Annotated in this window: 14 protein-coding genes; 13 read left to right on the top strand and 1 reads right to left on the bottom strand. The window is 62.2% G+C overall.

The features are described from left to right. Window positions 1–28 precede the first annotated feature (28 nt). Window positions 29–352: a hypothetical protein gene (locus tag KW830_RS08270; RefSeq protein ID WP_218332804.1), complete on the bottom strand. Its 324-nt coding sequence runs from the start codon at window positions 350–352 to the stop codon at window positions 29–31. A 76-nt stretch (window positions 353–428) separates the two neighbouring features. On the opposite strand from KW830_RS08270, the gene KW830_RS08265 reads away from it, so the two are divergent. The 13 genes from KW830_RS08265 to KW830_RS08205 all read left to right on the top strand — a co-directional run bounded on the left by KW830_RS08265 (window position 429) and on the right by KW830_RS08205 (window position 12,976). Continuing rightward, entirely contained in the window at window positions 429–2,333 is a 1,905-nt protein-coding gene (locus KW830_RS08265; RefSeq protein ID WP_218332803.1) for a phage major capsid protein, read from the top strand. Window positions 2,334–2,339: 6 nt separating this feature from the next. Continuing rightward, window positions 2,340–2,630, top strand: a complete 291-nt coding sequence (locus KW830_RS08260; RefSeq protein WP_218332802.1) for a head-tail joining protein — start codon at window positions 2,340–2,342, stop codon at window positions 2,628–2,630. Beyond that, window positions 2,623–3,075 carry a hypothetical protein gene (locus KW830_RS08255; RefSeq protein ID WP_218332801.1) on the top strand — a complete coding sequence of 151 codons (453 nt, stop codon included), beginning with the start codon at window positions 2,623–2,625 and terminating at the stop codon, window positions 3,073–3,075. The genes KW830_RS08260 and KW830_RS08255 overlap by 8 nt, the downstream gene beginning before the upstream one ends. A gap of 21 nt (window positions 3,076–3,096) precedes the next feature. Beyond that, a complete protein-coding gene (locus KW830_RS08250) occupies window positions 3,097–3,753 on the top strand; it encodes a phage tail protein (RefSeq protein WP_218332800.1) in 657 nt (218 codons plus the stop codon). 112 nt (window positions 3,754–3,865) lie between these two features. Continuing rightward, on the top strand, window positions 3,866–4,195 hold the full coding sequence (locus tag KW830_RS08245) for a hypothetical protein (RefSeq protein ID WP_218332799.1): 330 nt from the start codon (window positions 3,866–3,868) through the stop codon (window positions 4,193–4,195). Between the two features lie 83 nt (window positions 4,196–4,278). Then, a complete protein-coding gene (locus tag KW830_RS08240; RefSeq protein ID WP_218332798.1) occupies window positions 4,279–4,584 on the top strand; it encodes a DUF1799 domain-containing protein in 306 nt (101 codons plus the stop codon). Window positions 4,585–4,608: 24 nt separating this feature from the next. Further along, window positions 4,609–9,357 carry a phage tail length tape measure family protein gene (locus KW830_RS08235; RefSeq protein ID WP_218332797.1) on the top strand — a complete coding sequence of 1,583 codons (4,749 nt, stop codon included), beginning with the start codon at window positions 4,609–4,611 and terminating at the stop codon, window positions 9,355–9,357. Next, window positions 9,354–10,253, top strand: a complete 900-nt coding sequence (locus KW830_RS08230) for a carbohydrate-binding protein (protein WP_218332796.1) — start codon at window positions 9,354–9,356, stop codon at window positions 10,251–10,253. Before KW830_RS08235 ends, KW830_RS08230 begins: the two co-directional genes overlap by 4 nt. 16 nt (window positions 10,254–10,269) lie before the next feature. After that, entirely contained in the window at window positions 10,270–11,223 is a 954-nt protein-coding gene (locus KW830_RS08225) for a hypothetical protein (RefSeq protein ID WP_218332795.1), read from the top strand. 2 nt (window positions 11,224–11,225) lie between these two features. Further along, the gene (locus tag KW830_RS08220) at window positions 11,226–11,615 is read left to right on the top strand and encodes a hypothetical protein (RefSeq protein WP_218332794.1); all 390 of its coding nucleotides are present in this window, start codon (window positions 11,226–11,228) and stop codon (window positions 11,613–11,615) included. A gap of 55 nt (window positions 11,616–11,670) precedes the next feature. Then, entirely contained in the window at window positions 11,671–11,994 is a 324-nt protein-coding gene (locus KW830_RS08215) for a hypothetical protein (protein WP_218332793.1), read from the top strand. Then, a complete protein-coding gene (locus tag KW830_RS08210; protein ID WP_218332792.1) occupies window positions 11,991–12,461 on the top strand; it encodes a lysozyme in 471 nt (156 codons plus the stop codon). The genes KW830_RS08215 and KW830_RS08210 overlap by 4 nt, the downstream gene beginning before the upstream one ends. Then, entirely contained in the window at window positions 12,458–12,976 is a 519-nt protein-coding gene (locus KW830_RS08205) for a lysis system i-spanin subunit Rz (RefSeq protein ID WP_218332791.1), read from the top strand. The genes KW830_RS08210 and KW830_RS08205 overlap by 4 nt, the downstream gene beginning before the upstream one ends. Window positions 12,977–13,040: the final 64 nt, after the last annotated feature.

Below are 13,040 nucleotides of genomic sequence, written 5' to 3'. Positions count from 1 at the left end.
CCCCCACTGTATGTGTGGGGCTTAACCATCAGATTGATGGTCCGCTGTCTTGCTCTGATTCGCTGTTGGTCCTGCACTGATAGTGCTCACTGTGCAGGGCGCTCATGCGTTTGACTGCGACATCTGGTTTGTGGGCTTTCCGTTGTTTCAGAGCGGCTAGGCGCTTCCGAGCATGCTGAACTAGTTCGAAATTTTCGTCACAGCCATACGCAAGCATGCCGTCAATCAGTTGCTCTAGTTCGGAGGGGTCCGAGCAGCTAGCAATAGCTTGTCTTAATTGAGTGAGTTTCCCTTCGGTAAGGCCATCAAAGGTGATGGCATGGAATAGTTCAAGCAGGCTTTGCTGGCTCATCGTGGCTTGGCGAAGTTTGTTTACGTGCAATCCTACCCCTTAGAGATTGCACCCCTTGCGCCGTGCAATGCGGTGCATGAACCAAACCGCAACACCCCCAGCCACGGATGCCGCAGTGCCCGCTGGCTTGCTGCGCAACCTGCAGGACGGCAAGGCCGTGCGCAGCTTGCAGCTGGAGCGTGGCGCCATCAATGAAGAAGCTCGCACGGTCACGCTGGCCTTCGCCAGTGAAACACCGGTGGAGCGTTGGTGGGGCACTGAAATTCTGGACTGCACAGCCAGTGCCATGCGCCAGGCGCGTTTGCGTGCGGGCGCCAACTTGCTGTGCGACCACAACACGCGCGACGTGGTGGGCGTGGTCGAGTCTGTCGAGATCGGCACGGACAAGGTTGCCCGTGCCGTAGTGCGCTTTGGGAAAAGCGTGCGTGCAGAAGAGGTGTGGCAGGACGTGAAGGACGGCATCCGCCGCAACGTCTCTGTGGGCTACCTCATCCACCGGGCTGTGCTGGCCGAGGAGCGCGATGGGCAGGAAATCTATCGCATCACGGACTGGGAGCCCTACGAAATCAGCCTGCTCAGCGTGCCCGCCGATATGTCGGTGGGCGTTGGCCGCGGCCTTGGCGCTTCCGGCGCCGAGCTTGCGCCTGCCGCCGCTGCCAGCGCAACCCCTTCTCCAACCAAGGAAACCCGAACCATGGATACACAAGCAACCAGTGGCGCCGGCAATGCCGCGCCCATTCAACCCACCCAGGCCGCCCAGCGCAACCACGCGGTGGAGATTTCTGCGCTGGCCAAAGACATCAAGGGCGGCCCTGAGCTGGCCATGTCGGCCATTCAGCGTGGCCTGACTGTGGAGCAGTTCCAGGGCGAGATGATTCGCCACCTGTCCACCCAGCCCAAGCCCACGGCCGATATCGGCATGACCGACAAGGAAGTGCGCGGCTTCTCCATCGTGCGTGCCCTGCATGCGCTGGCCAACCCGCTCGATGCCAATGCGCGCAGCGCCGCAGCATTCGAGTTTGAAGCCTCGGCCGCCGCAGCCCAGAAGATGGGCAAGCAGGCTCGCGGCCTGATGCTGCCTTACGACGTGGTGCGTGCCTCCGACCTGGTGAAGGGCACTGCAACCAAGGGCGGCAACCTGGTGGCGACCGAACTGCTGAGCGGCAGCTTTATCGACCTGCTGCGCAACGCCATGGTGATCAACAGCATGGGCGCTGTCACGCTGTCGGGCCTGGTGGGAGATATCGCCATCCCCAAGCAGACCGGCGCTGCCACGGCCTACTGGGTGGCGGAAGACGGCTCTCCCACCCAGTCGGGCCAGACCATTGGCCAGGTGCTGATGTCGCCCAAGACGGTGGGTGCCTTCACGGACATCAGCCGCAAGCTGCTGCTGCAGTCTTCCATTGACGTGGAAGGCATGGTGCAGAACGACCTTGCTACCGTGCTGGGCCTGGCGATTCAGCAGGCTGGGCTGGTGCATGCGGCGGACCGCCCCAAGGGCATTCTGGGCGGCCACGTTGCCACGCCTACCGTGGTGGGCGGCACCAATGGCGCAGCACCGAACTGGGAACACGTTGTGGGCCTGGAAACCGCTGTGAGCGTGGCGAATGCCGACGTGGGCACGCTGGCCTACCTGACCAATGCCAAGGTGCGCGGCAAGCTCAAGACCACTTCCAAGGTGAGCGGCCAAAACGGCTTCATCTGGGAGAACGGTGACACGCCGCTGAACGGTTACCGCTGTGCGATCACCAACGCCTTGCCCAGCAACCTGACCAAGGGCACGGCAAACAACTGCTCGGCCGCCATTTTTGGCAACTGGGCAGACCTGGTGATCGGCATGTGGGGTTCGCTGGACCTGACGGTGGATACCACCACCCTGGGCACCAGTGGCGCCGTGCGCGTGATTGCCCTGCAGGACGTGGACATTGCGGTGCGCAACACCGAATCGTTCGCCACCTTCGCAGACATCCTGACCGCCTAAGCCGCCATGCTGCAGCTGAACACCGCGCCCTTTTTCAACACCCAGCACTTTGCCCAGGCGGCCGTGCTGGGTGGGGTGACTGTCCAAGGCATTTTTGATGATGCCGGGGCTGTGGGCGGGGTGGGGGATCTGGGCATGGCCACCACACAGCCCACGCTGTTGCTACCCACCAGCGAAGTGCCTGCCAGCGTGCGCGGCATGAAGTTGGAGGTGGCAGGGCAGCTTTTCACGGTGGAAGACGACCAGCCCGATGGCACGGGCATGACGCTGCTGGTCCTGGAGGTGCTGCATGCCTGAGAGCACATCTACCGGATCCACCGCGTTTGCGCGGGCCGTGAAGGCTGTGCAGCTGCAGCTGGAGGGTGCGGCAGTGAGCGCCAATGTGTTCCGCAACCGCAGCCGGGTGGTGCCCCGCGACATGGCCACGGCCGTGGTGGTGCGCTCCAGCCAGGCCGATGGGGAGACCCCTGCCGGCTGCGGTTCAAGCAGTCAGTGGCAGCTGGTGCTTGCGGTTGAGTGCTACGCCCGGGCGCGTGCTGGTGTGGACCTGGAAGACGCGCTGGATGCGCTGCTGCTGGGTGTGACCGATGCAGTGGCTGCCGACCGGACGCTGGGCCAGGTAGTGGCCGATATCGCGCCCGTTGGGGTGCATTGGGATTTTGACGTGGACGGCGAGAAGACCGGCTGTGCCACGGTGACCTTCATCGTGCAGCAGTTCACGGCTGCTGCATCTCTTTCCTGACTTTTACTTTGGGAGCCCGACATGGCTGCACAAAACCGTCTTTTCTGGAGCAACGTGGGTGTTGACGTCCAGACCGCCCTGGCTTCGACCGTCACCATCACCTCGCTGTCCAAGGCCAGCCCCGGCGTGGCCACCTACAGCGGCACCGTGAACCCGGCCAATGGCGACTACATCTCGCTGTCGGCCCAGGGCATGCACCAGGTGAACGAGCGCATTTTCCGCATTGCCAACGTCAACACCACGGCCAAGACGTTCGAGCTGGAGGGTGAGGACACCACCACCTACGACACGTTCATCAATGGCAGCTTCCAGGTGATCACGTTCGGCGCGTCGTTCAGCAGCGTGCAGAACATCAACGTGTCCGGCGGCGAATACAAGAAGGCGGACCTGACCACCATCCACGACGCCGTGGAAAAGCAGGCGCCCACGGTGGCATCGGCCATGGCCATCAGCATGACCAACTTCTTCGACCTGACCGACCCCGGCTTTGCCGAGTGCAACAAGGCATTCAAGAGCAAGACTGTGCGCGCTTTCCGCCTGCGCTTTGGCACGGGCGCCAAGGTGCTGTTTGTGGGCTATGTGGGTGCGGCGGGCGTGCCCACCGGCCAGGCCCAGCAGGCGGTGATGACGCCGGTGACCATCGACGCGCAGAACCTGCCCACCGTGCTGCCCAACTGAGGCCGCAACCGTTTACGCGCGGCACGCCGGGTGCACCGGCGGGTCTGTCTAGCCCGAGCAGGCCAGCCGCGCACCTTCTTTCCTTCGGGCCTGTTTTTTATCGGGTGACCACATGAGTATCAAGATCAAGCTTTCCAACCTGGTGAAGTTCCGCGTCAAGGGCGAACTGAACGACGAGCACGGCAACAAGCAGCCGGTGGACTTTTCGCTGACCTGCGAGCGCCGGCCTGCCGACGAGTGGAAGGATGTCTTTGTGGAGGGCGAGAAGCTGTCCGCAGGATTTGCCAAGATCACTAAGGCCTGGGGTGATGTGCTGGGTGAGGACGGCAAGCCGGTGGATTACTCGCCCGAGTCTTTGGAGCAGCTGTTCTGCATCCCGGGTGTTGCACAGCTGGCCTACGTGGCCTATGTGACCGAATCTGGCGTCAAGGCAAAAAACTGACGCAGGCCATCCGCCGCTGGATTGAGTTCACCCATGCCCAACAGCAAGCCAATCAGGCTCAGCAGCAAGACCCGAACAGCCCCATGGGGGCGCTGGTGGGCAAGCTGGCCGAAATCATGCCGGATGCTGCAGGCGAGCCAGAGGAAGAAATCTACCTCTGGCCCGACTGCGCGCAAGCCTGGGATGTGTTTTGGCAGCTCAAAGGGCAGTGGCACAGCGGCGGTATGGGGGGGCGCACCGGTCTCAGCCTGGCATGCGTGCGCGCGCACCTGGATGAACTGGGTGTGGACCCCGGGCCTGAACGCCGTGAGCTTTGGCAATTGCTGCTGGATGCCCAGGATGCCGCTTTGGAAGCCTGGGCACAGCTGCGCGAGCGTGATGCAGCTTGAGCGCGCTGCCGACTGGGGGCATGCATGAACCCCATCGGCATCAAGATGACGCTGGATGGCCAGCGTGAAGTATCCCAAGGCCTGCAGCAGGTTGGCAATGACCTGGGGAAGCTGGGCAATGCTGGGTCGCAACTGGGCGGCCTGAGCCAGGGCATGGGCAATGCGGCCCGCACAGCTGGGCAGCTGCAGCAAGCCACGCAGCAGCTGCCCATGCAGTTCCAGGACATTGTGGTGAGCTTGCAGGCCGGTCAGGCGCCCCTGACTGTGATGTTGCAGCAGGGCTCCCAATTGGCTGGCAGCTTTGGAGGTGGTGCTGCCGCGGCCAAGGCCATGGCGGGGTATGTGGTGGGGCTGATCAACCCCCTCACGCTGATGGCCGCTGGGGTTGCCGCTGTGGGCGTGGCGTATTACCAGGGCAGCAAGGAGCAAAGCGCCTGGGTGGAAGGCATTGTCACCACCGGCAATGCATCTGGCGTGACCACCAGCCAGCTGCGCGAATACGCACGTGCGATTGACAGCGTAGTGGGGACGCAGCGTCAGGCGGCCGCAGGGCTTGCGGACTTTGTGAATGCAGGTGTGCGCGGTGGGGATGAGATGCGCCGCTACACAGAGGCCGCGGTGATGTGGGAGCGGGCCACGGGCCAGGCCGTGTCCACCACGGCAAAGCAGTTTTCCGACCTTCAGGGTGCGCCCCTGGAGGCGGTGCTGAAGCTGAACCAGGGCACCAACTTCCTGACGGTTTCGGTGTACGAGCAGATCAAGTCGCTGGAATCCCAAGGCCGCAGCGCGGACGCCAGCCGCGTGGCCATGGATGCGCTGGAAGGCTCCATGCGCGACCGTGCCCGGCAGATCGAAGAGAGCCTGGGGTACATCGAGCGCGGCTGGAGGGCGATCAAGGAAGCTGCTGCCGAGACCTGGGATGCCATGCTGGGCGTTGGCCGCAAGTCCACCATCTCTGACGAGATTGCGCGCGTTTCTGCGGAACTGGATAAGCGGAAGTCTCAGCCCTTGGCCGTTGACAACCCGGCAATGCAGGCGTCGAGGGAGAAGGGCATTGCCAATCTTCAGCGCGAGCTGACGCTGCTGCAGGACAAGCTTGCCCTGGAGCAGCTGGAAGCGGCTTCCCAGGCTGAATCGGCGCGGTTGATGCGTGCTCGGGAGTCGTTTGACAACAAGTATTCCAAGGCGCTGGAAGGTGAGGTAACGCTTCAGCAGAAGCTGACCAAGGCCCGTGCAGATGCGGAAGCAGCCGGTAAGGCTGAAGCCGATATCAAGAAGGTGCTGGCATTTGTCACCGAAGAGCACAACAAGAGCTTGAGCAAGGGTGGGGCTGCGGCCAAGCAGGCGCAGACATCCTACGAATCGCTGCTGTCCACCATCAATCAAAAGATTGTGGCCATGCAGAGCGAGGTCACAGCAGGCAAGAAGCTGACCGAGACGGAAGCACTGCGCGCCAAGCTGCAGGAGGAACTGGATACCAAGGGGCGCCAGTATTCCGCCCGGCAGCGTGCCGACCTGGAGGCGCGCCTGCAGGTGCTGGACACCGTGGAGAAGCAGGCGATTGCCGCTAAGGCGCTGGCCAAGGCCAACGAGGATGACGCCAAGGCCCTGGAGCGCCTGAACCAGCAGCGAGAGAATTCGCTGAAGTCTGTGCAGCAGGCGTTGCGCACAGCGCAGGATGAAGAAGAGGCAGCCCGCCTGGCTGCGGCCAGCAACATCAGCAACGGCCAGGCCATTGCTATGGTGGCTGCCGCCCGCGCCGAGGATGCCTATATGCAGGCGGTGGCCAACGGCGAGGCGCCAAGGACGCTGGATTTTCTGGAAAAGGAAATGCAGGCCCGGCGCAAGTTGGTGGAGGTGATGGGCCAGCGCGGCGTGCGCGAGGCCAACGAAAAATCTGCCAAGGATGCGGCCAAGGAGTGGGAAAAGGTCAGCCAGACGATTGGCGATACCTTGGCCGACTACATCATGGCCGGTGGCACCAATGCCGCGACCTACCTGAAGCGCCTGTTCGGCACGCTGGTGCTGCAACCGATTGTGAAAGCCGGGGTTGCCGGCTTGATTGGTGGCGCCAGTTCTGCAGCGGCAGCCGCATCCACATCTGGTGGCACGGGGCTAATTGGCGCCCTGCAGTCTGGGCAGACCCTGTGGTCGGCATTCTCGGGTGGGTTGTCGGGGTCGCTGGCCGCCGGTATCGGCAGCGTTGGCAGCATGCTCGGCAGCAGCTTCCTGGGGGAGCTGGCTTCCGGGATCGCAGCCGGCGGTCAATTGGGCATTGGCGGTACCGCTTCGCTGATGGGATCCGCTGGTGGCACCACGGGCTTCGGTATGGCGATAGGTGCTGCGGCGCCATGGATCGCTGGTATTGCGGCCATTGCCACCTTGGCCAAGGCGCTGGACAACGGCGGCACGCCCCACGTGGGGGCGGGCGCTGTCTATGACGATGGGGCGCTCACGGGCGACCGCAGCACAGTGAACGTGAACCAGGCAAAGAATTGGTCTGGCACGACGCAGACTGGGATTTCTTCGCTAGCTTCGACGTTGGGCGGGATGTTCGATGGGCTTGCGAAGGCCTTTGGCCAATCGACCGGCTGGCGCGTGGAAACCGGTTTCTCTGGTGATGGGGATGACAAGTCGCGTGGGTTGTTGAGCATTTCCGATGCAAATGGCATTGCGATTGCTGGGTGGGGTGGCAAGTCAGGCCGCTACTCATCCAACGTAGAGAAAGCGTGGGGACAGTACCTAGAAGAGGTCTCGGGCAGCACACTGGTAGCTTTGCGTAATATCGCACCGGCATGGGGCGATGCCATCATCGATGGCGCCACAGCTGAGCTTGACAAGCTGTCCGGCACCGAGAAATTCCAAGCCATCGCAGAGCTTGCGCAGCAGATCGCGGCTACCAAGGCGCAGCTGGCAGGCCTGGGTGACGCCATGGCAATGTTCAAGGACATGACAGATGCAGTGGAAACCACACTGTTGTCTGTGTCCGGGGGGATTGAATCGCTGGTTGCCAATGCTGGTCAGTTCTACGACCTGTACTACTCGGATGCAGAGAAGCAGGCAAGATCGCTGGCCCAGTTGCAGGAGGTGTTTACTAAGTACGGCGCAGATCTGCCCAACACGCGCGAGGAATATCGTGCGCTCGTGGAGGCCCAGATGGCGGCCGGGGAGAGTGGCGCCGAGTTTGCCGCCGTCCTGCTGGGGCTGTCTTCGCAGTTCGCTGGGATATCGGACACCTGGGCGAGCGAACTGGCGAGCATGGCCAAGTCCGTGGATGACCTCTTCGCTGGGCTGAAGGATTCGATTGCCGCTGCCCAGTCGGATGTGGCGGCTTCGCGCAAAGACATACTGCGTGGCAGCGATGCGATGACGGCTGAGGAAATCGCTGCGGCGATTGCTGCCATCAACACCGTGGGCCCCAGCATGGCTGGTGTCAATGCTGCAGGGGATGCCACAGCCTCCGCAGCCGCTGCTGCTGCCCAGGCGCAGGCTGTGCGTGATGCCTATGCGGCAGCCGCGGGTCAGCAGCAGTCCACCTTGGGCGGTCTGCAGACCCAGCGCAGCGATGCACAGGCGCAGATCGACGCCGCAAAGAAGAACGTTGACGATACCCAGGCCTGGGCCATGGACCAGTGGCTGCGCCGGCGGGGCAGCCACAGCTATCGGAAGTACACGGTTACCCAGATTCGTGACGATGCCCAAGCGGCATACGAGCGCACGCTGCAGCAAATGACCGGGGTGATATCGGGCTTGGATGCCGCCATCGCCCAGCAGCAGGGTGTGTATGACGACGCCGCTGCTGCCGCCAAGGCCTACGCGGACCAGCTGGCTGCGGCCCAGGCTGTGCTGGCGGCAACGCAGCAGGCTCAGGTGCAGGCGCAAGTGGACTATGCCGCGGCAATGAAGGACTGGGTGGTAGAGGCTGGTAGCAGCGTCAGCAAGCTCAGCGAGCTGCGCGGGGAGGTGGTGGACTTCTACGAAGCCCAGGCTGCGGCCGTGCAGGCCATGTTGCAAAGTGCAGGCAACCTTCGGTCCGTTGTGGACCAGGTGCGACTTGGGCAGCTGGACACCGCGCAGACGGCCGCAGAGCTGGGAAAAAGGTATGCCACTGACTACGCTATGGCGCTGGCCACAACTGGCACTACCCGGGCGGGGTACGTGGATGCGATGGCTGGCAACCTGCAGGGCTTGTCTGAGGCGCTGAAAGCCGAGGCGGCCACCGGCGCCGATTGGCGCATCCAGACAGCCAAGCTGTTGGCCCAGGCCAGCAATGCTGCGGATCTGCTGGAGGGTGACGCGGAGGCTGACAACTACCAGGACGTTGCGCTGGGACTGCTGGACAGCATCGACACGGCCCTGGAGAGCCTGAGCGCAGCCACCGTATCGGCGGAACAGGTGATTGCGGATGCCATCAACGCCGGCACAGCGGCCCAGCTGGCAGGCCTGCGCGCCATTGTGGCGGCCCTCAAGGGTGAACAGGTCCCGGCATTTGCCGCCGGCGGTTACCACCTGGGCGGTCTGCGCCTGGTGGGCGAGAACGGCCCTGAGCTGGAGGCCACTGGTCCAAGCCGCATCTGGAATGCCCAGCAGACCTTGGCTTTCCTGGGTGGCGGTGGCGGCGCAAGCACGGCACGGCTTGAAGCGCTGATAGCGCGGCTGATTGAGGAAAGCAGGGTGCAAGCCTCTGCAACGATCCGCATCCAACAAGATATTTACCGGCTGATGATGTTCTGGGAAACCCAAGGTCCTCCCGCAGTAAGGGAGGCGGCATGAGCCTGGTCGTTGTGAAGCCCCAAACCGTCACCGCCGAGATGCTGAACACCAGCATCCCGGAGAACGACTACCCGGCTTGGTCCAGCGAAACCACATATGCCGCTGATGCGCGCGTTGTGCTTGGGCATAAGGTGTGGGAGTCTGTTCAAGCTGGAAACATCGGTAAATACCCGCCAGATAATGACAAGTGGTGGGTTGAGGTTGGCCCGACAAACCGCTGGAAAGCGTTTGATTTGTCGCACTCCACAAAGACGCGGTTTTCGGGCTCGGCCTGGTTTGAGATCACATCTGGGCGGGCGGTCAATTCCGTGGCGCTGCTGGAATTTGATGGGCTCCGCTCCGTGCGCGTGCAGGTCATTGATCCGTCCTATGGAACGGTGTACGACAAGACCACTGTTCTCTGGACGACCCCTGGGGTTGCGGGCTGGTACCCGTGGACCTTTGGCGAGCGGCGTGAGCGCCGCAACTTCCATGCATTGGATTTGCCCAGTTACCGTGGGGCAACGATTCACATCGAAATTGAAGCCGCAAATAACGCTGGCATTGGCGTGATTCTGGTTGGGCAGCAGCAGAGCATTGGCTTGGGTGTCCTGGCTGGCATGCAAATGGGAATGCGGGATTATTCGCGCAAAGAAGTCGATCAATGGGGCGAAGTGAAACTGCAGCAGCGGGGATATTCACGCAATCGCCAGATATCTTTGAAAGTGGATAGCAAGGATATTGATAACGTTGATCGAATTCTTTCCAGCATTCGTGCCACGCCGGTGCTATGGCTTATATCCGAGAAGTTTGACCAGTCCAATGTGTACGGCTGGTATAGCAATTATGAAATAGTCATTCAATACGCGACTGATATAGAAATTTCAATTTCTATTGAGGGGCTTGTAGAGAATTAATCCACTAATAAAAATCATGATTACCCAAATAGACCCTATCAGCACGCCGCCTACTCCAGCTGATACGCCGGCAGATTTTGAACAGAAGGCGTCTCAAGTCTGGGCTGACCTTTTCAAGGCAGTGCCGCAGATGAACGAGCAGGCGCAGCAAATTGAGGCGATTGGCCAGGCGACCGAATTGGCAAAGCAATCTGCTCAGACGTCATCTGATGCGGCATTAGGGTATCGCAACGAGGCAACGGCTGCCAAAAATGCTGCTCAGGCTCATGCTGGCAGCGCAGCGCAATCCCTGGATGCTGCTGGAGCGGAACGCAGTGCCGCCGAAGCTGCTGCTAACCGGGCAGAGACCGCGGCAGAAGATGCTGAAAGCATTGCTGCCAATTCTGTGAAGCAAACAGCCGCTACCGGCGCGGCATTGCTGCCCGAAGGCTCCGATGCCCTGCGGCCAGCAGCCGGCAGCATACCGGCGGGATATCTGCTCATTCGCGGCAACACACAGGACGCTGCGGATTACAAGCCCGAGTTCTGGGACCGAGTTGCTGGGGCCTGGAGGGCCCTGGCATCCCGCACGTGGGTGCTGGCCAAGATTCAAGAACTGCTCGATGCGGCAATTGGCTCAACCTACATCTATCCCAATGGCGGATCTCAGGCATCGCCTGCGAGTGTGGCCGTCAATAGCCGGTATGTGATGGCCAATCCCTACCCTGGCCTTAGCGTCATCTGCGAAGTGCAGCTGCAGTACGGGGGCGTGTGGGGAGGTGTGGGGGGCTTTATCACGGTTGATGGCACCGGTTCCACAACAAATGGCTTTGGCATCCTGGCGCGCCAGCATGCAGACACCATTGTGGTGCAGACCGGCAGCGCTGCATTGATGGTCTCCAGTGCTTATGACGGCAACCCATTTGGCATTACGGGAAACATCGTCAATCCATTGCCGTGCCGCGTGCGCGTGAACAAAGTGAAGGGGTGAGCATGCAAGTTTTCGCAATCGTGGGCGAAAGCCTGCAGCAAGTAGGAGGCGAGTGTCCCGAGGGCTGGGTGGTGATGCGAGAGCAGCGCCCAGATGTGGGCAGCATCGCGTTGGCGGATGGCACGTGGGGGTCTGGTGTGCTCCCCGTCGTGTGGCCGCGCTTTGTGGGCAATCAGAAGCTCGATCTGTTCACGCTTGAAGAGCAGCTAGAGGTGGTGACGGCCACGCAGGCAGACCCGGTGGTCAAACTGCTCTATGACCGTCTGCTCGGTGCTTTGTATTGGAGCTATGAGGACCCGGAGACCGAGCGAGGCCTCGCCCTGCTAGTTGAAATGGGGCTGCTGACGCCCGAACGCAAAGCTGAGATTGTGGCCGCCATGCAGCCGCAGTGAACCGGTATTTATTCAATAAACGCCCTTTGGTTTTTGCTGGGGGTAAGGGGGGAATATGCAAGACGAATGGGGAAACGAGCTGCCGGTGCGCACTGTGCAGCAGATCAACAAGCGCTTTGATGACGGCAGCGCGCGCATGGCGGAGATTGAGCGCGGACAGGGCTCGATCGCGCGAGAGCTGGAGCAGACGCGCAAGGAATTGCATGAGCTCAAGCAGCAGCTGGCGGATCTGCTGGAGTTCTTCGGCGCCATGAAGGGGGCCTTCAAGGTGCTCAACTGGATGGGCAAACTGGCGCGGCCCACGGCCGCCATCGTGGCGCTGGGCGTGGCCCTGGCTGCGGCCTGGAATGCAGCACGTGGGGGGGTCTACCCGAAATGAACTACAAGCAAAAGCTGATCGCCGCCATCGGTGCTGCAGCCGCGGCGGCCGTGGTCCCGTTCGTGGCCACGTATGAGGGCACCGTGCATCGCACGTACCGCGACCCCATCGGCATCGTGACGGCGTGCACCGGCCACACCGGGCCAGAGCTGCGCATGGGGCAGGCCTTCACGCGCGAGCAGTGCGAGGCCATGCTGTACCAGGACCTGGCCCAGCATGCAGACGCGCTGGCCTGCATCCGCCAGCCGTTGACCGATGGCCAGCGCGCCGCGTTCCTGTCGTTCGCCTTCAACGTGGGGGAGGGGGCATTCTGCGGCTCTACCCTGGTGCGCAAGGCCAACGCCGGGGATATGGGGGGCGCCTGTGCGGAGCTGAGCCGCTGGACCTATGCCGGCGGTAAACAGCTGCCCGGCCTGGTTCGCCGCCGGGCGGCCGAGCGCCAACTGTGCGAAGGTGGGCTGGCATGACGGGCCGCGGCAAAACCATCCTAGCCACCCTGGTGCTGGCCGGGGCCTTTGCTTCTGGTTGGGTGGCCCAGGGCTGGCGGTCTGATGCTGCGCTGGCCCAGCTCCGGCAGGGGCATGTCGGCGTGCTTGCCGATATCGCCACCAAAACCCGGGCTGCAGCCGATGCGGTCCGAGCTTATGAGCGCCAGGCCGGATTGGCCCTGGCTTCTGCGGACAAGAAAAGCACTGAGGACTTGAAAAATGCCAAAGCTGAAACACAGCGCATGCGTGATTGCGTACGCGCTGGCACTTGCGGGGTGCGCATCGTCACCCGCTACGTCGATCAACCCAGTGGTGCTGGGGGCGCAGATGCCGGCGCCGGCGGCGTGGGCAATGACGCCATCACGCTCGATGCAGGCGTATCAGAGCGTGTTCTCGATCTCCGAGATGCCATCGCAGAAGACGCTGCAAAGCTCGGCTACCTCCAGCGGTACGCTGAGCAGTGTCAGCGGGCCGGAGTTGTGATTTGGAATTGAGCTCGAGCGTAGGACACAGGCATTTCTCATGTTCTCGTAATCGGAGCCAACATTCCGTGAACTT

Origin of the sequence: Comamonas sp. CMM03 (genome assembly GCF_019218715.1) — a bacterium.
Taxonomy (GTDB): Bacteria; Pseudomonadota; Gammaproteobacteria; order Burkholderiales; family Burkholderiaceae_C; genus Comamonas; species Comamonas terrigena.
Note: the sequence above shows the minus strand (reverse complement) of the source record. Positions and strands in the feature narration are given on the sequence as shown.